Genomic DNA, 19,355 nt, shown 5'->3' with positions numbered 1-19,355 from the left:
AGAATTGCAGCCGAATGCCAGATCTCTCCTCATTCCCGATCGCGCAGAGGTGGCCAGCAGCGCATCCTGATCGCCTGCAGCTGTATGCGGCACCGACGCCCAACGGCGTCAAGGTTTCGATCATGCTTGAAGAGGTCGGTCTGGCATACGAGCCGCACTTTGTAGACATCTCCAAGAACGAGTCGAAGGACCCCGCGTTCGTCTCGCTCAATCCGAACGGCCGCATCCCGGCGATCATCGACCCCCATGGGCCAGGCGGCGTGCCGATCGGCGTGTGGGAGTCCGGAGCGATCCTCGTCTACCTGGCGGAGAAGAGCGGAAAACTCATGCCGACCGCGCCTGAGAGGCGGTATGACACGCTCGCCTGGGTTTTTTTCCAAGTGTCGGCAGTCGGACCGATGTTCGGTCAGTTGGGCTTCTTCCTGCGCTGGGGCGGCAAGGACTTTGAGGACCGGCGTCCTCTGCAGCGCTTCGCGGACGAGTCCAAACGCCTACTCAGCATCCTGGATCGCCAGCTAGACGGGCGTGACTGGATCGTAGGCGAATACTCCATTGCTGATGTGGCGACGCTCGGCTGGGTGAACGCGCTCGTCACGTCATACAATGCCGGCGGACTGCTCGAGTACGAGACCTTCTCCAACATATCTGCTTGGCTTAAGCGCGGGCTAGCGCGGCCGGCGGTACAACGCGGCCTTCTCGTTCCGGAGAGACCCGCATGACCGTCATAGCAAGCTATTACTATAACGAGGGGAAACGCGTAAAAAAGGTCGCGATCGATGAGCGTATAGCCCATGACAACAGCCGCTCGGGCTTTTGTTGGATCGGGCTGAGTGAGCCGACAGCGGGGGAGCTTCGCTCCTTACAGGAAAGCTACGGCCTCCACCCCCTTGCCGTCGACAACGCGATGCACCCGCAATGTCCTCCGAAGCTCGAGGTATATAACGACGAACTCTATGTCGTGGCCAATACGGCTGAGCTGGACGGGGACCGGATACGCTACGGCAAGACAGCGATCTTCACCGGTCACAACCACCTCATTACGGTCCGGCACGGTACGCCTGGTGCGTTGGGAAATCTTCGAGAGCAGCTTGAAGCGTCGCCAGCGCAATTTGGCAAAGGCGTCGACTACGTCCTGCATGCGATCCTGCATCGGATTGTCGATCAGTACCTGCCGATCTTCGAGATGATCGAAGACGACGTTTTGGCTATGGAACGTCGATCACTGGACGACTTCCTCGGCCGCGAAGAGATCGCTCGCATCTTCGGCCTGAGGTGTGAACTGACCAGGTTTCAGCGCATGCTGGGAGCGATGGCCGAGCTTGTGCGCAAGCTCGTACGGGGACACTTCCCCTGCATCAGTGCCGAGGTCCGACCGTACTTTAACGATGTCGCAGACCACGTTTCGCGTGTGCAGGCAATGGTAGACGGCCTCCTGCAGGTTCTGTCCACCGTCTTTGAATTCAGTAGCCTGCTTGAAGCGCAGCGGATCGGGGTGATCACCCGGCAACTCGCCGCGTGGGCTGCGATACTCGCCGTACCCACGGCCATCGCCGGCATATACGGGATGAACTTCAAGCACATGCCGGAACTCGAGACAGCCTATGGCTACTTCGTCGTTCTCGGGGTGATGACGTTGTTCTGCCTCTTCCTGTTCGTCCGCTTCAAGAAGTCAAAGTGGCTGTGAGGATCGCGTCAGGCGCCTTCCGTGATCGCGGCCAAAGCGCAGTTCTCGCTAGGACTGCTCCAATCAAACGTGAACTAAAGGTGCATTGATGAAGAGTCAGGTGACAGACGTCTTACAGGAGGTGCAGTCATTCGTCTCGAAGGGCTATGATCGCGAATATCGCATCAAAGACGGGCGCCTGTTCGATCTTGAGCTTGGATCAACGCTGGATGCCTGCACGATACAAGTGGATGCAGCCTTGCGCTTGGAAAGTGGCGACAATGCGGGAGATGCATCGAACATCTATGCGATCACCGATCCCGCAACCCAGCACAAAGGGCTGCTGATCGATGCCTTCGATGTTTTCGACGAGATCTGCCACCGTGACTTGGCAGAGCGTCTGCTCGAGCGCCGCGAGACGACGCCAACAGGCGATGAAGATGTTCCGAGTAAGCATGGTCTCCGCAAGGTTTACAAAGCTGAGTTCGAGAGCGATCCCGAGCGTTACGTCCTGCGCGAAGGCTTTCCGGATTTTCCTGCCTGTCCATTCGGCGGCGCCTTCAGCATCCTCGGCTTCGACACGGCAGAGCAAACCTACGTTTGGCTGGTCACAAGTATCATTCGCGACCCGCGGCTAATCCGCATTCCGTATCAGGGCGAAGACGTGATCACAGACGAATGATGTGAACGGCGAGCAGGGCACCGTCGAGCCGGTCACTGCGCTGTCAGAGTGTAAGTTAACGAACCTAACGAGGTGGTGATGGACTGGAACAAGGATCACGTCCGGGAAACGATGCTCTCGCTCGAAGCGGCTACCTTACACGGTGCTCGCGAGAATTACCTGGACTACGTTTCCACTGCTCGTCTCGATCGGAGCGAGCCGATCGAGAACGATGAACAGGCGCAAGCTGAAGTCGCGAGCGATCTTGCAGAGGCGCTCGACGACACGCTCGATGATTATGCCGACAAGCTCGACAAGCTTAGGACGATCGACTTCGGACCGAAGTCCGCCGTCGCAGAAGGTGCCCTGGTCAAGCTATCGGGGCGCTACTTCGTGATTGCCGTTTCAACGAGCAAATTCGTGTGCCACGGACAGGAGCTCATGGGGATCTCCACGATGGCGCCGATCTATGAAGCCATCGAGGGGGCTCGACCCGGAGAGACGGTGCAATTCAAGGGCCGGAGCCTTTTGGTCGAGGAGGTCGCGTAGGATGTCGTCCGGGCATTCCTAGCTCATACCGCGCTCATCCCTGTCGTTCGCTTGTACCATCGCGTCGAGCGAACCGGTGATCATCGGTGTGCTCGGGCAGCGCGTGGCTTTCGCTGCCGCGGTGCGGACGGGGCATCCACGGACGATTGCCAGCACTGACAGGATGGTCAGAAGCGCTGCAGCGTACAGGAAGAGACCGCCAGGACCCGCGAGGCTCATTGCGGCTCCTCCGATCAAAGGTCCCACCGCAGTTCCCACACCGTTGATGAGCAGAAGACCACGCGCGGTTCCTAGCAGCTGTCCAGCCGGAAGATTGTCGTTCGCGATCGCCACGCACAACGAGTAAATCGGAATGCCGAACCCGCCGAAGAGCGCGCCTGCGACGAGAAGCAGGGGCAGGGGGGCTTCGGTCGCCAGCGCCACGCCGGCTGCCGCCAATGCAGACGCCAAGGCGGCGCCGGCGATGATCAGATTGCGAGGCACCCGGTCAGAAAGCCAGCCGAGTGGCCATTGCAATGCAAGGGTTCCCCCAAGGACACTGGCCATGAACGCGGAGATGCCGCCGATGTCGAGTCCGATACTTTGCGCGAAACTCGGACCCAACCCCCAAAATCCGCCAATGGCTAGGCCGGCCAGGAACACTCCGAATGTAGCTAAAGGGGAGACTAACAGGAGATTTCGAAACGCGACTGGTTCCTGTGTCACCTCGGCTGGCGAGTGGCTTGGCAGAAGCGTAACAGGGACGACAGCCGCCGAGATCAGGACGGAGACGATAAGGAACAAGGCCACTCCCGCTGGGGGAGCTACGTTGAGGAGCGCTTGTCCAAGGGCCCATGAGCCCATGGATGCAACGCCGAAGATCGACAGGAGCTGCCCGCGCGTCGAAGGCACCGCGTGCGCGTTAAGCCAGCTCTCGGTCGACAGGATCATGCCGGCGTAAGCGAAGCCGGTGACCATGCGCAGGGGCATCCATGCCCACGGTTCCACCAGCACGGCGTGGAGAAGGGCAGTGATCGATGCGACGGCCGCGAAGCCGGCGAACGTCCTTACGTGGCCGACGGATACGATGATGCGCGGCAGCACTAGTGCACCGATGGTGAAGCCTGAGAAGTAGGCGGACATCATCGCGCCGATGCTGCCGCTGGAAAACTCCTCCTGCCCAGCCCGGACGATCAGCAGGGTGCCCAGCAGGCCGTTGCCCATCATGAGGAAGGCGACGCTCATAAGCAGAGCCGCCACTGGCGCAAGAACGAGACCGCGCGTGCAAGCCGCCCTGAGCGATTTCATCGTGGAGGGCATGAGCTACCCTGACCCTCCTTTCTCTTCTCCGCACTGCACCGCACGGTGCTAAAGATCACCGCAGCGAGCTTGCGAGGTTGGTACCCTTCGAGCCTCATGAGCCTGTTGCGGGTCGTTGATATTCAGCGGCGCTGATGAAGCGGTCGAAAGACTCGCACCAAATCACGACGGTGGTGAATGCGGCGACGTCGATGTCGGGCGCGACGGAGATGATGAAGCCATCGAAGGTTTTTACGTCACCGACACGGCGGGACATGTGCTTGATCGCGAGAAACTCGTCTTTGGTGCGCACGAAGTGCGGGGCGAGGTAGAGCTTGTAATCGGGGCCAGGGGATAGGCGGCCGATGTGCGCTATCTGGTCGCGCGACACCTTCACGTTGCCTTCGCCCCAATGAACGAAATCGCTGCCCTTCAGACTACGCTTGAATTGCCCAGTGTAGAGCGCCTGTCTCACGGCCGATGCTAAGTCAGCTGCATCTGGCGCAGGCGGTGCCGTCAGGATCGGCAGAGCGTAAATACCGGCAGCAAACCCCAGTGCCAGCATCGCGACGTGGGTAGTGGCAAGGATGAGCCAGCGGCGCATCGATCAAGCTCGATCCAGATGTGCCACCAGCTTGTCCGCGTCCAAATGAAAGTCCGAGAATACTACCGTCCCGCGGGCATCGATCACGCTGAACCACGGCGTGCCACGAGTGTGGTAATCCTCCATGAACGTCGGGAGCCGCGCGCCCTCCATCAGCGGATCATGGCCGAATGGCACCGGAAGCCCATACTTCGACTGGTTTGGTCGCAGCTTTTCGAAGGTGTTCTCCTGCTCTCCCTCAAACACTGTTTGAATCACCGCGAAACCAACGCCTCGATTCGCCAAGTCGGCATGGAGCCGCTGTAGCGTGGGAAAGCCGTGCACATGACAGCCGCGGCACCAATGCTGAAACGCGAAGAGGATCTTCGGTCCTAACCCAAGATCGGAGAGCTTGACGGGAGTGTCCAGCTGCTTGCCGTCCGCTCCGATCCATTCTCTAACACGAAGTTCAGGGGCAAACTGTTCGACGTCGGTCATGACGAGATTCCTCTCCTCCGAATGCCCGTCAACACCTGGAGTATAACGAGGACCAGCCCTCGGCCGAACTCGTGGTGATCCATCTCCGCTTTTGATCCGGAGATCCTGGTACACTGTTTTCTAGGGCATCAAACTCAACCCGGGCGGCGGGTACTATGAAGCTTGCGCCCGCGCCTTTCCAATAGCTGGAGAGTATAGTTTCCATGTTTGCGGGGCGGTGGCGGTGATTTGGATTTCGCCTCACTACATAGTGGGCATGACAATGACTGGAGTTTCGCATCGCGACCATCGCGAGCTTGGCGACGTTCCATGGCTGCGCGGCTACGACCACGGCATGGCGCTGGCCTCCGCGCAAGGCAAACCGGTGCTGCTGCTGTTTCAGGAAGTGCCGGGTTGCTCGACGTGCGTGCACTTCGGGCAGGACGTTCTTACGCATCCGCTCATGGTAGAGCTGATCACCGACCGGTTCGTGCCGGTGGCGATCTTCAACAACCATCCTGGAGCGGATGCCAAAATCCTGCGCCTCTATGGCGAGCGATCCTGGAACAATCCGGTCATGCGGTTTCTCCGACCCGATGGCGCCGAGCTGCTGCCGCGCTTGGCCGATCGCTACGATCCGCTCGGGCTGCATGAAAAGCTCAGCGCCGTTTTGCAGATGCTCGACGGTGATGTCCCGCCGTACTTCCGTTTGCTCGGGCGCGACTTGCTGATCGAGAGTGGCCTCACCGAAAACGCTGTCTACATGACGCCCTGTTTCTGGTCGGGCGAGACAAGCCTTGCACAGCATCCAGCGGTGATCACGACCGATGCGGGCTGGGTGGATGGCGAGGAAGCGGTGCAGGTTCAATTCGATCCGAAGACGGTCACGCGGGCCGACTTGAACGCTTATGCTCGTGTAGAAGGCTTTGCACCGGCGGCGCCCGGCGGCTTCAGCGTGGATCGGGAGCCGCAATTCTACCTGCGTAAGAACATCGTCCGCCATCTGCCGCTGACGGCGGCGCAGCGAACTCAAATCAACCTGGCGCTGCCCTACCGCAGATCCATCCCCGAGTTGCTCAGCCCGTCGCAGGCCGCCTGGCTTGCCAATCCGCTTTTGCAGCGAGTGAGCAACGCAGAGACTTACCGCGAAGACATTCGCCATAGCTGGCCGGCGCGGAGGGCGCAGCTTGGTTCGGCTCGCAAAGCCGATTGATGTCGAAGGGTCTCAACGAAACTTAGGTTTGCGGTGGGCTCGGTGATCACGCGGAAATTGATGCCTTCGTGGCTATCGAAACTATAGTGACAGGGTATTGGGAAAGAGCGTTGCTCTAACGGTATAGTCGGAACGTACTCGTCACGGTTCCCGGCGGGTGACGTCTGTTAATACTGACAGAGCATCAGGTAACGAGTTTTCTCAAGATCCGTTTTCGAGCGGATCCGCGTGCGAAAAGTCCCTTGTCGCAGGAGTGTGAGCGGAAAACCAGGCCCGTGCTGTCGCGACGAGAAGGAGAGTCCGGCATGGTCACAAGAGGTTTTACCGGACGTGGATCGGGCGGGGATCAGTCCGGCCGTATCCCCCCTGGCCAGCATCTCGTCGACAACTTCCCGGTTCTCACAGCGGGACCGACGCCGAACATCGATACCTCGAAGTGGAACTTTACGGTCAAGGTCGGACCAAAACCGGCGAAGGTCTGGGACTGGAGCCAGTTCAACGCTCTGCCACAGACCAAGGTGAAGAAGGACATCCACTGCGTCACTTCGTGGTCCAAGCTGGACACGGCTTGGGAGGGCGTGCTGATCGAGGACATCCTGGCCGATGCTGGACTCGAGCGCCCGACCGATTTCGTGCTGGTGCATTCCTACGATGGCTATTCGACGAACGTCCCGCTGGCGGATCTGCTCGCCGATAAGGCGATGGTCGCGCTCAAATATGCAGGGCAGCCACTTCCGCGTGATCACGGTGGCCCAGCTCGGCTGCTCGTTCCGCACCTTTATTTTTGGAAGTCGGCCAAATGGGTGAAGGCGTTACAGTTCACGACGCGCGATGAAGCCGGTTTCTGGGAGCTGCGCGGCTATCACATCTACGGCGATCCATGGCGCGAGCAGCGGTACACGCATGATTGAGAGCGCTGTGCAGGCTGCGCTGTGGCAGAAATCCGTCGTTGAAAGAATCGTTCAGCAAACGCCGGCCATCAAGAGCTTCTCCCTCCGGTTGGGCAACCCATTCACTCATGTGGCGGGTCAGCACGTCGATGTGCGATTGACCGCCCCTGACGGCTACATGGCGATGCGCAGTTATTCGATCGCCTCACCACCTGATGGGTCAGGCATTGTTGAGCTCGCCATCGAACGCCTTCCGGACGGGGAGGTCTCGCCCTTTTTTCACGACGTGGCAGCGGTCGGTGACGAGATCGAACTTCGCGGGCCGCTTGGCGGACACTTCCTCTGGCCGCAGGACGCAGCTGGGCCTGTATTCTTGATCGGCGCAGGCTCGGGCCTGGTGCCGCTGATGGCGATGATACGACAGCGCCGCGTAGAGGCGCAGAATGTGCCGACGGCGTTGCTCCTATCGGCGCGCACCGCTCGCGACGTCCTGTACGCCAAAGAGCTCCAAGCCATCGAGTTCGATGATCCCGGCTTCGTGCTGTCGCTGGCGATCACGCGTGAAGCGCCGACGCGTGAAACCGACTTTGCGCGACGGATCGATGGCGCAATGGTCCAAGAGGTCATCACTCGCCTTCCCCGCACGCCTGCGCACGTCTTCGTCTGTGGTTCGAACGGCTTCGTGAACATCGCAACGGACGGCGCGCTGTTCGCCGGCCTGGACGCCGCGACAATCAAGACCGAGCGCTACGGTGGCTAACGGCGCAGATCCAGTGTCCCGGGAGACTATCATGAGCCGTTTCGCCAAACCCGTTTTCTTGGCTGCCGGTCTTCGGACCGCATTCGGTCGCGGGGGCGGAGCGCTGGCCACATACGATGCAATCTCGCTGTCTGTCCCGGTGGTACAGGCGATGGCCCAGCATGCCGAGCCCGACTTCGTCGTCTGGGGAACCGTGATACCGAACTTGGGCTGGAGCAATATCGCCCGCGAGGTCTGGCTCGACGCCAAGCTCAACCCGAGCGTGCCGGCATTCTCGGTCGTTCTCGCCTGCTCGACCAGCATGACTGCGACCTTCGCCGCTGCAGGCATGCTCGGCGGCGGAGCAGACCTGTCGCTAGTCGGCGGGGCCGAGGTCATGAGTCGACCCTCGCTTGCCCTGACGGCCGAGGCGTCCAAGCGGCTCACGGACCTCTTCGCAAAGGATGCAGGTGCCGCGCTGGCCGCGCTGCAGTCGCTTACCGTGCGGGACTACGTCCTGCCAACCAAGGGTTGGGCCAATCGCATCACCGGCCGTACGATGGGCGATCACATGGAGGAAACCGCCAAAGCCTGGAACATCTCGCGCGCGGCGCAGGACGATTGGGCGCTCAAGAGCCACCAGCGTGCAGTCGCTGGCTGGACTAACGGCTTTTTTGACGATCTCGTGGTCCCGCTTCCTGAGCTGACGCGCGACGCCAACCCGCGGGCCGATACGTCGATCGAGCGGCTCGCCGCGCTGAAGCCAGCCTTCGACCGGGATAGCGGGCTGGGGAGCATTACGGCCGGCAACAGCTCACCGATTACCGATGGCGCGGCTGGTTGCTGGGTCGCCAACGAAGCCGGCATTGCCAGACTGCCGACTGATACCCCGCACGTCCGGCTGGTCGATTACGAGGTATCGGCCGTCGATCTTCATACCGAGGGACTGCTGATGGCGCCGTCCTATGGCATCCCGCGCCTCCTCTCACGGCATCGGCTCGGCTTCTCCGACATCGCGCTGTGGGAAATCCACGAGGCGTTTGCAGCACAGGTGCTGGCGAATGTCGCGGCCATCACCGATCCCGACTGGGTGCGCGCAAAGGCGGGTGTCGAGGCGGACATGGGCCCGTTCGATTGGGAGCGGGTCAACCCCATGGGTGGCTCAGTGGCGATCGGGCATCCGTTCGGCGCCACCGGCGCCCGCGACCTCAGCCAGGCGGTGAAAGAGCTGTGGGCGCTACCGGTCGGAGCACGCGCGATCGTCAGCATCTGCGCCGACGGTGGCCAGGGCACTGTCGCACTTCTCGAACGCGTTTGAGGGGAGACCTGAGAAGTGAAGGCTATTCGTTTCCATGAGTTCGGCGCGCCGAGCGTGCTTCGATACGAAGATGCGCCAAAGCCGGAGGTGAAGCCGGGTGAGGTGCTGGTCCGCGTATCGGCGGCCGGGATCAACCCGCCCGATTGGTATCTTCGGGAAGGATATGCGGAGCTGCCGCCCGAATGGCGGCCGGAGGTCGCATTCCCGGCGATCCCTGGGTCCGATGTGTCTGGCGTCGTCGAAACTGTTGCCGATGACGTGCAGGGTTTCACGCCGGGTGACGAAGTCTTCGGGATGATCCGCTTCCCAAGCTACGGCGACAGCCACGGATATGCGGAGTACGTATCCGCGCCATCATCTGATCTTGCCCTCAAACCGAACACGATCGATCACGTTCACGCCGCAGCGATTCCGATGTCTGGCCTGACCGCGTGGCAGTTCCTGATCGGGCTGGGTCACGACGAGCCTAATCCTTTGCAGCCAGATAGGCACCGGCCTGTCCCGCTCGCGGGCAAACGGGTCCTTATCAACGGCGCCGCGGGCGGGGTGGGGCACTTCGCAGTTCAGCTCGCCAAGCAGGGAGGTGCGCGGGTCATCGCCGTCGCATCCTCTCGGCACGCAAAGTTCCTGGTTGATCTCGGCGCTGACGAGTTCATCGATTACACGAAGACGGCGCCGGAGGATGTCGTGCGAGACGTCGATCTGGTGATCGATGCTGTTGGGGGCCCTGCGGCAGACCGCTTCCTGCGCACGCTCCGCAGCGGTGGCGCTCTGTTTCCAATTTTCCCGTTAGGCTTCGCAGGGCACGACGAAGCAGCCCGGCTCGGCGTGACCGTGTCGGCGACACAGGTGAGATCAAACGGCGCGCAGCTCGCGGAGCTCGGGCGGTTGCTTGCAAGTGGGGCGGTCCGCGTCGCAGTGGACAGCACCTATCCACTATCGCAAGCGGCTGCCGCGCATGAGCGCGCTGCGGCCGGGCACATCCAGGGAAAAATCGTGCTCACCGTCGATGGCGCAGAGCCGCATCCTCATCGAGCAACTTCTGCGTCCCAAACGACGTGGCCGCCGCGTCTGACCGGACACTGAGGTGAAGGCGCTAGCTCCACCGTTTGATTCAGACCGCCAGCAGCTCTGCGCTGTGTCAATGGGTGCTCGCGTCAGCGGTGCGACGCGGGGGGGGCTTCGCTCTCCGGAGCGATGCTCGGTATCGTCTCGCAGTTTCGCGCCCTCACAAAGCAACTTTTTGCTGGGAGGAGAGCAGTGGGACTGAGCGCTGGCACGACTGCCATGAGCGCGATTTCGCGCCCCAAGGCACTTGCGGACCTGATGGTCCTCGACACTCCCGCCGAGCAAGCGTTCGACGACCTTGTCTTTGTTGCGGCCAAGGCTTGCGGCGTGCCGATCGCGCTGATCACCCTTCTCGATGTCGATCGACAGTGGTTCAAGGCCAGGTACGGTCTAGATGTCCAGGAAACGGAGATCGAGCACTCTGTCTGCCGGATCGAGATCGATCGTGCAGAGATGCTGGAGATCGCGGACCTGACCGCCGATGGGCGCACGGATTGCAATCCGCTTGTTACAGGCGCCCGGCACTTCCGCTCATATGCCGGCGCTCCCCTCGTCCTTCGTTCCGGGGCCGTTGTCGGCAGACTGTGCGTCATCGACACCGCGCCTCGCCCGGAGGGGCTGAGCGAATTGGAAAGGTCGATGCTGCGGGCCCTCGCCAGGCTTGCCAGCGAGAATCTCGAACTTCGTCGTATCGCTAAGGTCAGCGAGCGTCAGACAGAGTTGCAGGTCGCGTTGGTCGAGATCGGCGAGATCATTCGCAACAGTGGCGACGCAGGGCAGATGGCCTTGGCGACCGCCGCCGTTGTCGGGCGGGTGCTGACCGCCGATCGCGCCGGACTGGGTTTGGTCGATGATGCTGTAGAGGTGCTTGACGTCGAACGTGACTGGACTGCTCCCGGTGTCCTCAGCGTCGCCGGCCGGCACGCGCTTGACGAGTATCACGGCTTGCAAGCTCCCCTCTCCAGCGGAGATCCACTTGTCGTATTCGATTCCCTTGCCGACGAACGGACACTGCCGAACCTAGCGCTCGCCTTGCGCAATGGGGTGCGCGCGCTTGTCGACGTGCCGGTGCGGGACCCCGGCCGGACGACCGCCCTGTTCTTCGTCCATTCGACACGGCCCAGGTACTGGCTAGCAGAGGAGATCGCGTTTCTCCGCAGCGTCGCCGATCGTCTTGAGGCGGGCGTGGCGCGCCATCGATCTGAGGAGCAGCAGCGCATTGTAAACGGGGAGATCGCGCACCGGCTCAAGAACACGTTGACCATGGTGCAGGCAATCGCGAGCCAGACGCTGCGATCAGCGACCGACCGTGAGTCCGTCTATGCTTTCGAACGCCGCCTGATGGCGTTGAGCGGCGCGCACGACGCTCTGCTCCATAATAGCTGGGCGCGGGCTGACCTCGCATCCATTGCGACAAATGCCATCGAGGCGATCGGCTTCATGGATCGCGTCAGTATGAACGGCCCGCCGGTTGCGCTTGGAGCACAGGCAGCCTTGTCTTTCTCCTTAATCGTGCACGAGCTCCTAACAAACGCCTGCAAGTACGGGGCTCTCAAGGGCGACAGTGGAGAAGTATCGCTGACATGGGAAATCAAGAGCGACGGTGATGAAGCTGGCCTCATGATCAAGTGGCGCGAACGGGGTGGACCTCTTGTCATCCCACCGGCGCGCCGCGGCTTCGGCTCCAAGCTCATCAGCATCGGTCTAGTCGGGACTGGCGGTGTGGATACTCGTTACGATCCGGAGGGGTTTGAGGCCGACTTGCGAGCGCCGATCCGCCATCTGGCAAAGGGCTGACGTAGGAATGCGTATGATCATCAGGCCGATAATTCTCGTCGTGGAAGACGAGCCAATCGTCCGGCTGTTCGCTTCGGACATAATCGAAGAGGCTGGCTTCGAAGTGCTTCAGGCGGCGGACGCCACCGACGCGATCAGCACCTTGGAAGAGCGCTCAGATGTCCGCGTCGTATTTACGGACGTGGATATGCCTGGCGGGATGGATGGCATCATGCTGGCGATCTGCATTCGCGAGCGCTGGCCCGACATCCAGGTTATCATCACGTCAGGACGACCTTGGCCGCAGGAAACCAAACTGCCGAAAAACATGGTCTTCTTCCCGAAGCCGTATCGTCAGGACCGGGTGTTGGAGACGGTCCGGAAGATGGCGGCATGATAATTCGCGCCTGCGTATTGCGCATCGACGCCGCCGAGCGTCCGAGTACCATTAGACAGCGGGCCTCTCACGACCCGAAACCCAGGCTGTTTCCATGGTCGGGGAGGGATCGCCCGTGCTGCTGCTGATCCTCTCTTACCTCGCCGGCGCGCTGACCATCATCAGCCCATGCATCCTGCCGGTGCTCCCGTTCGTGTTCGCGCGAGCGGGTCAACCGTTCATGCGCAGTGGTCTGCCGCTCCTATTGGGGATGGCGGTGACATTCGCCGGAGTGGCCACGTTGGCGGCAGTCGGCGGCAGCTGGGCCGTACAGGCGAACAGCCTCGGGAGAGCGGTAGCGCTGCTGATACTGGGCGTGTTTGGACTGCTGCTGGCGTTCCCCGCGCTCGCCGATCGCGCCACCAGACCGATCGTCAGGCTCGGCGCCCGGCTCACGGAAGCTGCCGGACCAGAGCGGACTGGTGATAGTTTCTGGGCATCACTGCTCCTCGGGGTAGCCACCGGTCTTCTTTGGGCGCCGTGCGCCGGACCGATACTGGGGTTGGTACTGACCGGAGCCGCGTTGAACGGCGCCACTATCGGCACTTCGCTGCTGCTGCTGGCTTATGCCGCTGGTGCGGCAACATCGCTCGCGCTGGCGCTGCTCATCGGCGGACGTGTGTTCGCTGCGATGAAACGGTCGATCCGTGTGGGAGACTGGTTCCGCCGCTCTCTGGGCGCGCTAGTGCTTCTTGCAGTAATCGCCATCGCTCTGGGCCTCGACACGGGCTTATTGACCAAGCTGTCGCTCGCCGGAACGTCCACCGTCGAACAAAGACTCCTGGACAGCTTCCGGGTAGACGATCGTTTGGGGCAGACCAGCACTCTTGGGGATGGTCCGCTCGAAATCGAAGGGGAATTGCCACCGCTCACGGGCGCAACGAGTTGGCTGAATTCTGCGCCGCTCACGCGCGAGACGTTGCGCGGCAAGGTCGTCCTGGTCGATTTCTGGACCTATAGCTGCATCAACTGCCTGCGGACGCTGCCCTACGTAAAAGCCTGGGAGCAGAAATATCGGGCGGCCGGGCTGGTAGTGATCGGGGTTCACGCCCCCGAGTTCGCTTTCGAGAAGGATCCTGACAACGTCGCGAAAGCCGCGCGTGACTTAGGCGTCACCTATCCCGTAGCGCTCGATAACAATCACGCGATCTGGCGCGCCTTTGACAACCGTTACTGGCCGGCCCACTACTTCATCGATGGTCGCGGCCGCGTCCGATACCATCATTTTGGCGAGGGAAATTACGCCGAATCCGAGAAGGTCATCCAGCGGCTTCTTGCCGAAAATGGCCACGCGGTCGGCGACATGCGAACTGTATCGGTGCGCACTGCGGGATCCTCTGCGGCAGCGAGCTGGAACGATGTACGCTCACCCGAGACCTACCTGGGCTATGTGCGTGGCGAGCGTTTCACGTCACCGGGGGGCTTCGTGCGCGAGACCGCGCATGACTATGTCGCGCCGCCTCAGTTGCCCCTGAACGCCTGGGCGCTTTCCGGACGCTGGCTTGCAGGGTCGGAACATGCCTCGTCACAATCCGCCGGGGCCCGCATCGTCTACCGGTTCCATGCCCGCGACGTCCACCTTGTGCTCGGCCCTTCCGCTACGGGCCGACGGGTCCGGTTCCGCGTCACGATCGACGGCAAGCCACCCGCTAGCGATCATGGCTCGGACATCGACGACGCCGGAAACGGCACGATCGAGGGACAAAGACTCTACCAGCTCGTACGGCAGAAGGGCGCCGTTCGCGAGCGCACGTTCGCGATCGAGTTCCTCGATCCCGGCGCTCTGGGTTTTGCCTTCACCTTTGGCTGAGTCTGTTAGGTTTCAGCCGTTGCAATCCATCCCAACTACGTATGATCGGAGACGAGAGCCATGACGCCAAAGATTCTCATCTTTACGACCAACTGGTGCCCCTTTTGCCGGCGCGCGAAAGCACTGTTCACCGAAAAGGGTGTGAAATGGACTGAACACGACATCGAGGATGATCCTGCTCAGCGGCAGGCGATGGAGGAAGCGACAGGACGGAGCACCGTTCCGCAGATCTTCATCAACGGCAAGCACATCGGGGGCTCTGATGACCTCCTGGAGCTCGATGCCAAAGGCGAGCTCGACAAGCTTCTCGCCGGCGAGGTCTCCGCCACCTGATCAATGGTGCCGCTCAGCCAATCGATAGAGCGAAGGAGCGCACGATGGTTTCTGCAGTTTGGAACGACGCCACTATCGCCGCGAGCGACAAGACCGTGATTGTCGACGGCAATCACTACTTTCCGCCCGAAGCCGTCGATCATACTCGGCTCGAGGGAAGCGATCATTCGTCCGTCTGTCCGGTAAAGGGTCGGGCGCGCTATTATCACGTTCGGGTGGGCGAAGAGTGCAACCTGAACGCGGCTTGGGCCTACCCCAACCCGACACCAAGAGCCGAAGCGATCAGAGATCATGTCGCTTTCTGGAAGGGCGTTGAGGTTGCGTAGCAAGCTCCGCGCCGGGGGCGGCCGCTGATGCCGGCAGCGCTTCACGCTCGCGTCTCCGAACACGTCGGGCGGGCGCTCGACGGGCTGGAGACGTCTGGCGAGCTGCCGACCGGTCTCGCACGGAGCGGCGTGACTGTGGAAGCGCCGCATGACGCTGCGCACGGCGACCTGTCGACCAACGCTGCGATGGTGATGGGGAAGCGCGCCGGGGTCCCGCCGCGGCAGCTCGCCGAGGCGCTGGCCAGCCGGCTGGCGGCGCTCGAGGAAGTGACAAGCGTCGACGTCGCCGGGCCGGGCTTCGTCAATCTGCGGGTGACCGATGACGCATGGCGGGACGAGCTGGCGGCGATCGCACATGCGGGCGAGCGATATGGCAGTTCGGACACTGGTGCCGGCAAAACGGTGAACGTCGAATATGTCTCGGCTAATCCGACCGGCCCGATGCATGTGGGGCATTGCCGCGGAGCGGTCGTCGGGGACGCGCTGGCGAACCTGCTGGTGTTCACCGGGCACCGCGTAATCCGCGAGTACTACGTCAACGATGCCGGCGGACAGGTGGACGTCCTCGGGAGATCCGCCCACCTTCGCTACCTCGAGGCGCTGGGCGAAAGTATCGGCGACATCCCGGAGGGCCTGTATCCGGGCGACTATCTTAAGCCCGTGGGCCAGACCTTGGCTTCGGACTTCGGCGACCGCTACCGACATGCCCCGCAGGCCGCGTGGCTTCCGATCTTCCGCTCGCACGCCGTGGCAGCGATGATGGAGACGATCCGCGCGGACCTTACGTTGCTGGGCGTTCGCCATGACCGCTTCGCATCGGAGGCCGAACTTCTCGAAGCGGGACGGCCCGCCGCCGCCGAGGCTTGGCTGCGCGAGCGCGGCCTGATCTATGATGGCGTGCTTGACCCGCCCAAGGGAGAAACCCCGGAGGACTGGCAACCGATCGAGCTGCCGCTGTTCCGCTCGACGCTCTTTGGCGATGATCAGGACCGGCCGATCCGCAAGGCAGATGGAAGCTGGACCTACTTCGGCGTCGACCTCGCCTACCACTTCGAGAAGGCACGCGACGCCGATGAGATGATCGACGTCTGGGGTGCGGATCATGCCGGCACGGTGAAGCGCATCGTCGCAGCTACCGATGCCCTCACCGAAGGGCGCAAGCGCTTCGACGTCAAGCTGGTGCAGATTGTTCGGCTGCTTCGCGAAGGCGAGCCGGTAAAGATGTCGAAGCGTGCAGGCAACTTCGTGACCCTCGCGGATGTGGTGCGAGAGGTCGGCAAGGATGTCGTTCGTTTCACCATGCTCACCCGCAAGGCGGAGGCGCCAATGGACTTCGACTTCGCGAAGGCGGTCGAGGCGTCGCGTGATAATCCGGTCTTCTATGTTCACTACGCGTACGCGCGCATACATTCGCTTTCTCGACGAGCAATCGAGGCCAAGATCGACTTGAGCGCTGAGCCCGACCTTTCCCTCTTAGACGGTCGGGATTTGATCCTAGTCAAGCTGATGGCCCAGTTTCCGCGAGTAGTGGAGGCGGCCGCGTCAGCGCGCGAACCGCATCGGATCGCCTTCTTCCTCGCCGATCTGGCGGCGGCTTTCCACGCCGTGTGGAATGCCGGATCCGATGATCCGGCACGCCGCTTCATCCGCGACGATAACGCGCCGCTCAGCCGCGTACGGCTCTTCTTGGCAGCTGCCGTCGGACAGAGCATCCGCAATGGCTTGGCGCTGATGGGCGTCGAGCCGATGCAGCAGATGCCTCGGAACGACGTTGATTTCGGTTAAGCGGATGGGTTCGCTGCGCAGCGGTTGGGTAAGCCGGGTGGCTGGCTGGTCGGCGGTCATGCTGCGGATCGGCACCGTTCTTGCTCGCCGAACGAGGGCCATCTTCGGTTATGCACTCGCCGCCTGAAATGGAGAAAGCCGCCTTTGAGGCAGCGTTGGAACGGCTGCCAAGCGGCTACAGTGAAGGCGTCTTTGACGGCTACCGCTACGGCGTGACCGTCAAGCGATCTGACGACGGTCGGCGAAACAGTCTGTTTGCGAGAGATCTCGCCGCCACCGATATCGTAAGCTTCAACCTGTACCGCCTGGAAAGCGGCGAGACATTTCTCAGACCCTGCGAAATGTCCTCAGACAAGGTAGTGAAGTTCGTGCTCGGCTTCACGCCCTCAGAATAGCCTCGTGTCGAGTTCTGTTTAGCCACTGCCATGAGTGTTTTGCTCGCAGCCTCCGTAACGTCAGGCTATCGAAACTATAGCCGCGAGTCATTGGACTTAGACCTTGGGCAGCCTCATTCTGATGGCCTCTACGGCCTTAGGGGAATCGATGCCGGCTCCTGCGAAAGCCACCGATCAGGGAGCCTTCTGATGACCGACGCTACAGCTGCGCAACTTGCGACTCCGACCGACCTTGATGAGGCCGCAACGATGACCGTAGCGGACGCACTTAAGATTATCCTCGCAAACAGCTATGCAGTCTACCTGAAGACCAAGAACTTCCACTGGCATGTCTCTGGACCCTACTTCAGGGACTACCATCTTCTTCTCGACGAGCAGGCTGCGGAGATCCTGGCCGTTACCGACGCCATCGCCGAGCGCGCCAGAAAGACGGGCAATCGCACACTTACATCGATTGGTGACATCGCGCGGCATCAGACTATCCGAGACAACGATGCCGAGTTCGTGACGCCGCAGGAAATGCTGGCCGAGCTAAGGGCCGACAACCTCCATATGGTGGAAGGGTTTCGGAAGGCGAAGGCAGTCGCGGATGAGGCAAAGGACAACGCCACCTCTGGCTTGGTCGACGCTTGGACCGATGAGGCCGAACGCCGTGCTTGGTTCCTGTTCGAGGCCAGCCGGCCGAGCCAATGAGCGCTAGCCCGAGGTAGAAGATGTTGAAGGTAGGCCTTGGCGGCGGTTGCCATTGGTGCACCGAGGGGGTGTTTCAAGCATTACAAGGGGTCACGCAGGTCGATCAGGGCTATTTGCAATCCGAGCCACCGGCGGACACTTGGGCCGAGGGCGTGGTCGTGACGTTCGACCCGTCCACCATCAGCCTGGGAATGCTCGCCGAGGTACATCTTAGAACGCATTCATCGAGCAGAGCTCGTTCCCCGCGTGGGAAGTACCGCAGCGCAATCTATATCTTTGAGCCCGGACAACGGGCGGAAGCTGAGCGAACGGTGCGCCGGTTCGCGGAAGAAGCCGCAAAGACGATTCACACGCAGGTGGTGCCGTTCGTCGACTTCTTGCCATCGCAGGAGCGCTACCAAAACTACTATCGCAACGATCCCAATCGGCCATTCTGCCGCCGATACATCGATCCGAAACTCGATCTCATCCGCCGCGAGTATGCGGAACATGCGCTACCAGGTGGGTGAGCGCGTGTGTGCCTCGTCGAGCTGGAAGGTGAGGTCGATGAAAGACCGCTTTGTTGTGCGCTGCCGATTTTCTGCATGCGGCGCCCATCTGCTCGCGAGTAGATCCCACGCGGACTCGCAGGATTACCCGGTTAGTGAGAGCGATCTTTCTCGGCAGACGGTTTGAAGGTGCGCTCCCTCAGGAAGATCAGGTCTGAAACGGCAATGCAACTTCGGAGCGCGCGTTAGGGGAGGTAGATCGATGATGGTCCCGATGATCTCAGTTCTGTCCCCGTCCCGGCTGTGATCGAGGGAGTTAATGGAACATGCAGGTGACGATCCTCGCGATCATTACGGATGGCACACACTGCCTGAGCCTCCATCATTCCCATCTTGCAGCCTGGAGCCAACTCATGAGCTTCATCGACGCGAGATGGTCCGAGCGTATGGGATCTACAGCTCCGCCGGCTGATGACGAGGCGAAAGCGCAGATGTTCTTTCGACACAATGATGACGACCTGTACGCGATCATCGATGCTGACGTCTCGGAACTCCAAGAGGCGTTGGGTTCGGCCAGCGACCCCGTCATTGGTTAGCGCGGCGGCCCGCCAAGCTGCTTCGACCACATCGAACCAAGGGGCGCTCTATGTTCGAATGCCTTATTCTTGGCGACAGCATCGGGCTTGGCACAGCGAAGGCGATTAACAGCCAGTACGCTCCACGTTGCGACGTTCAGGCGGTCGAAGGGGCGACGGCCGCGCAGATCCTGAGTTGGAGAAGGGGACCGGTGAGAGGATGGTCGAAAACGTACGCTCTCATGACTGCCATCCGAGACGCTGGCCGAGTTTACTCCTTCGCTGGCCAGGAAGCCAGC

General features: G+C 61.5%; 22 protein-coding genes. 19 read left to right on the top strand and 3 right to left on the bottom strand.

Annotated features, from left to right (window positions below; translation table 11 throughout):
• The first annotated feature begins 14 nt into the window (after positions 1-14).
• The 4 genes from B9A23_RS19590 to B9A23_RS19575 all read left to right on the top strand — a co-directional run bounded on the left by B9A23_RS19590 (position 15) and on the right by B9A23_RS19575 (position 2,873).
• Complete coding sequence (locus B9A23_RS19590) at positions 15-719, top strand: glutathione S-transferase N-terminal domain-containing protein (protein ID WP_084280958.1); 705 nt, start codon at positions 15-17, stop codon at positions 717-719.
• Positions 716-1,684 (top strand): magnesium and cobalt transport protein CorA, encoded by a 969-nt coding sequence (locus B9A23_RS19585; protein ID WP_084280955.1) that lies wholly within the window; start codon positions 716-718, stop codon positions 1,682-1,684. The genes B9A23_RS19590 and B9A23_RS19585 overlap by 4 nt, the downstream gene beginning before the upstream one ends.
• An 88-nt stretch (positions 1,685-1,772) precedes the next feature.
• Complete coding sequence (locus tag B9A23_RS19580) at positions 1,773-2,345, top strand: hypothetical protein (RefSeq protein WP_084280953.1); 573 nt, start codon at positions 1,773-1,775, stop codon at positions 2,343-2,345.
• 78 nt (positions 2,346-2,423) lie between these two features.
• The gene (locus B9A23_RS19575) at positions 2,424-2,873 is read left to right on the top strand and encodes a hypothetical protein (RefSeq protein WP_084280972.1); all 450 of its coding nucleotides are present in this window, start codon (positions 2,424-2,426) and stop codon (positions 2,871-2,873) included.
• 18 nt (positions 2,874-2,891) lie between these two features.
• Here the strand turns inward: B9A23_RS19575 and B9A23_RS19570 are convergent, their stop codons facing one another.
• From B9A23_RS19570 to B9A23_RS19560, 3 genes are all read right to left on the bottom strand, one after another.
• The gene (locus tag B9A23_RS19570) at positions 2,892-4,097 is read right to left on the bottom strand and encodes an MFS transporter (RefSeq protein WP_254895201.1); all 1,206 of its coding nucleotides are present in this window, start codon (positions 4,095-4,097) and stop codon (positions 2,892-2,894) included.
• Positions 4,098-4,266: 169 nt separating this feature from the next.
• Positions 4,267-4,755 (bottom strand): DM13 domain-containing protein, encoded by a 489-nt coding sequence (locus B9A23_RS19565; protein ID WP_084280948.1) that lies wholly within the window; start codon positions 4,753-4,755, stop codon positions 4,267-4,269.
• Between the two features lie 3 nt (positions 4,756-4,758).
• Entirely contained in the window at positions 4,759-5,232 is a 474-nt protein-coding gene (locus tag B9A23_RS19560) for a peroxiredoxin family protein (RefSeq protein ID WP_084280946.1), read from the bottom strand.
• Positions 5,233-5,488: 256 nt separating this feature from the next.
• Here B9A23_RS19560 and B9A23_RS19555 point away from each other — a divergent pair, with 256 nt between their 5' ends.
• The 15 genes from B9A23_RS19555 (at position 5,489) to B9A23_RS19485 (ending at position 19,077) form a co-directional block, all read left to right on the top strand.
• The gene (locus B9A23_RS19555) at positions 5,489-6,424 is read left to right on the top strand and encodes a VPGUxxT family thioredoxin-like (seleno)protein, type 2 (RefSeq protein WP_084280944.1); all 936 of its coding nucleotides are present in this window, start codon (positions 5,489-5,491) and stop codon (positions 6,422-6,424) included.
• Between the two features lie 305 nt (positions 6,425-6,729).
• Positions 6,730-7,335: a sulfite oxidase-like oxidoreductase gene (locus B9A23_RS19550; protein WP_084280941.1), complete on the top strand. Its 606-nt coding sequence runs from the start codon at positions 6,730-6,732 to the stop codon at positions 7,333-7,335.
• Positions 7,328-8,074 (top strand): ferredoxin reductase, encoded by a 747-nt coding sequence (locus B9A23_RS19545; protein WP_084280940.1) that lies wholly within the window; start codon positions 7,328-7,330, stop codon positions 8,072-8,074. The genes B9A23_RS19550 and B9A23_RS19545 overlap by 8 nt, the downstream gene beginning before the upstream one ends.
• A gap of 31 nt (positions 8,075-8,105) precedes the next feature.
• The gene (locus tag B9A23_RS19540) at positions 8,106-9,371 is read left to right on the top strand and encodes a thiolase family protein (protein ID WP_066778597.1); all 1,266 of its coding nucleotides are present in this window, start codon (positions 8,106-8,108) and stop codon (positions 9,369-9,371) included.
• Positions 9,372-9,458: 87 nt separating this feature from the next.
• Positions 9,459-10,457: an NADP-dependent oxidoreductase gene (locus tag B9A23_RS19535; RefSeq protein ID WP_254895199.1), complete on the top strand. Its 999-nt coding sequence runs from the start codon at positions 9,459-9,461 to the stop codon at positions 10,455-10,457.
• Between the two features lie 201 nt (positions 10,458-10,658).
• On the top strand, positions 10,659-12,236 hold the full coding sequence (locus B9A23_RS19530; RefSeq protein ID WP_176218083.1) for a sensor histidine kinase: 1,578 nt from the start codon (positions 10,659-10,661) through the stop codon (positions 12,234-12,236).
• A 7-nt stretch (positions 12,237-12,243) separates the two neighbouring features.
• Complete coding sequence (locus tag B9A23_RS19525; RefSeq protein ID WP_084280929.1) at positions 12,244-12,612, top strand: response regulator; 369 nt, start codon at positions 12,244-12,246, stop codon at positions 12,610-12,612.
• Positions 12,613-12,727: 115 nt separating this feature from the next.
• The gene (locus tag B9A23_RS19520) at positions 12,728-14,461 is read left to right on the top strand and encodes a cytochrome c biogenesis protein DipZ (RefSeq protein WP_084280971.1); all 1,734 of its coding nucleotides are present in this window, start codon (positions 12,728-12,730) and stop codon (positions 14,459-14,461) included.
• Between the two features lie 60 nt (positions 14,462-14,521).
• Complete coding sequence (grxC, locus tag B9A23_RS19515) at positions 14,522-14,794, top strand: glutaredoxin 3 (protein WP_084280927.1); 273 nt, start codon at positions 14,522-14,524, stop codon at positions 14,792-14,794.
• Between the two features lie 44 nt (positions 14,795-14,838).
• Positions 14,839-15,120 (top strand): DUF427 domain-containing protein, encoded by a 282-nt coding sequence (locus B9A23_RS19510; protein ID WP_084280925.1) that lies wholly within the window; start codon positions 14,839-14,841, stop codon positions 15,118-15,120.
• A 27-nt stretch (positions 15,121-15,147) separates the two neighbouring features.
• Positions 15,148-16,905: an arginine--tRNA ligase gene (gene argS, locus B9A23_RS19505; protein ID WP_084280922.1), complete on the top strand. Its 1,758-nt coding sequence runs from the start codon at positions 15,148-15,150 to the stop codon at positions 16,903-16,905.
• 110 nt (positions 16,906-17,015) lie between these two features.
• Entirely contained in the window at positions 17,016-17,300 is a 285-nt protein-coding gene (locus B9A23_RS19500) for a hypothetical protein (RefSeq protein WP_254895198.1), read from the top strand.
• A gap of 189 nt (positions 17,301-17,489) precedes the next feature.
• Positions 17,490-17,993 carry a Dps family protein gene (locus B9A23_RS19495; RefSeq protein ID WP_084280918.1) on the top strand — a complete coding sequence of 168 codons (504 nt, stop codon included), beginning with the start codon at positions 17,490-17,492 and terminating at the stop codon, positions 17,991-17,993.
• 20 nt (positions 17,994-18,013) lie between these two features.
• Entirely contained in the window at positions 18,014-18,502 is a 489-nt protein-coding gene (locus B9A23_RS19490; protein WP_084280915.1) for a peptide-methionine (S)-S-oxide reductase, read from the top strand.
• A 305-nt stretch (positions 18,503-18,807) separates the two neighbouring features.
• The gene (locus B9A23_RS19485; protein WP_084280912.1) at positions 18,808-19,077 is read left to right on the top strand and encodes a hypothetical protein; all 270 of its coding nucleotides are present in this window, start codon (positions 18,808-18,810) and stop codon (positions 19,075-19,077) included.
• Positions 19,078-19,355 lie beyond the last annotated feature (278 nt).

The organism is Novosphingobium sp. B1, from assembly GCF_900176395.1.
GTDB lineage: Bacteria > Pseudomonadota > Alphaproteobacteria > Sphingomonadales > Sphingomonadaceae > Novosphingobium.
This window is presented reverse-complemented; position numbering and strand designations above follow the sequence as displayed.

Excerpts from the sequence above, each read along its gene's own strand:
- B9A23_RS19490 (WP_084280915.1), top strand. The coding sequence starts at position 18,014 with ATGTTGAAGGTAGGCCTTGGCGGCGGTTGCCATTGGTGCACCGAGGGG.
- B9A23_RS19550 (WP_084280941.1), top strand. The coding sequence starts at position 6,730 with ATGGTCACAAGAGGTTTTACCGGACGTGGATCGGGCGGGGATCAGTCC.
- B9A23_RS19540 (WP_066778597.1), top strand. The coding sequence starts at position 8,106 with ATGAGCCGTTTCGCCAAACCCGTTTTCTTGGCTGCCGGTCTTCGGACC.
- B9A23_RS19580 (WP_084280953.1), top strand. The coding sequence starts at position 1,773 with ATGAAGAGTCAGGTGACAGACGTCTTACAGGAGGTGCAGTCATTCGTC.
- B9A23_RS19570 (WP_254895201.1), bottom strand. The coding sequence starts at position 4,097 with ATGAGCGTCGCCTTCCTCATGATGGGCAACGGCCTGCTGGGCACCCTG.
- B9A23_RS19545 (WP_084280940.1), top strand. The coding sequence starts at position 7,328 with ATGATTGAGAGCGCTGTGCAGGCTGCGCTGTGGCAGAAATCCGTCGTT.
- argS (WP_084280922.1), top strand. The coding sequence starts at position 15,148 with ATGCCGGCAGCGCTTCACGCTCGCGTCTCCGAACACGTCGGGCGGGCG.
- B9A23_RS19565 (WP_084280948.1), bottom strand. The coding sequence starts at position 4,755 with ATGCGCCGCTGGCTCATCCTTGCCACTACCCACGTCGCGATGCTGGCA.
- B9A23_RS19525 (WP_084280929.1), top strand. The coding sequence starts at position 12,244 with ATGCGTATGATCATCAGGCCGATAATTCTCGTCGTGGAAGACGAGCCA.
- B9A23_RS19500 (WP_254895198.1), top strand. The coding sequence starts at position 17,016 with ATGCACTCGCCGCCTGAAATGGAGAAAGCCGCCTTTGAGGCAGCGTTG.
- B9A23_RS19495 (WP_084280918.1), top strand. The coding sequence starts at position 17,490 with ATGACCGACGCTACAGCTGCGCAACTTGCGACTCCGACCGACCTTGAT.
- B9A23_RS19560 (WP_084280946.1), bottom strand. The coding sequence starts at position 5,232 with ATGACCGACGTCGAACAGTTTGCCCCTGAACTTCGTGTTAGAGAATGG.
- B9A23_RS19590 (WP_084280958.1), top strand. The coding sequence starts at position 15 with ATGCCAGATCTCTCCTCATTCCCGATCGCGCAGAGGTGGCCAGCAGCG.
- grxC (WP_084280927.1), top strand. The coding sequence starts at position 14,522 with ATGACGCCAAAGATTCTCATCTTTACGACCAACTGGTGCCCCTTTTGC.
- B9A23_RS19510 (WP_084280925.1), top strand. The coding sequence starts at position 14,839 with ATGGTTTCTGCAGTTTGGAACGACGCCACTATCGCCGCGAGCGACAAG.
- B9A23_RS19555 (WP_084280944.1), top strand. The coding sequence starts at position 5,489 with ATGACAATGACTGGAGTTTCGCATCGCGACCATCGCGAGCTTGGCGAC.
- B9A23_RS19575 (WP_084280972.1), top strand. The coding sequence starts at position 2,424 with ATGGACTGGAACAAGGATCACGTCCGGGAAACGATGCTCTCGCTCGAA.
- B9A23_RS19530 (WP_176218083.1), top strand. The coding sequence starts at position 10,659 with ATGAGCGCGATTTCGCGCCCCAAGGCACTTGCGGACCTGATGGTCCTC.
- B9A23_RS19485 (WP_084280912.1), top strand. The coding sequence starts at position 18,808 with ATGCAGGTGACGATCCTCGCGATCATTACGGATGGCACACACTGCCTG.
- B9A23_RS19585 (WP_084280955.1), top strand. The coding sequence starts at position 716 with ATGACCGTCATAGCAAGCTATTACTATAACGAGGGGAAACGCGTAAAA.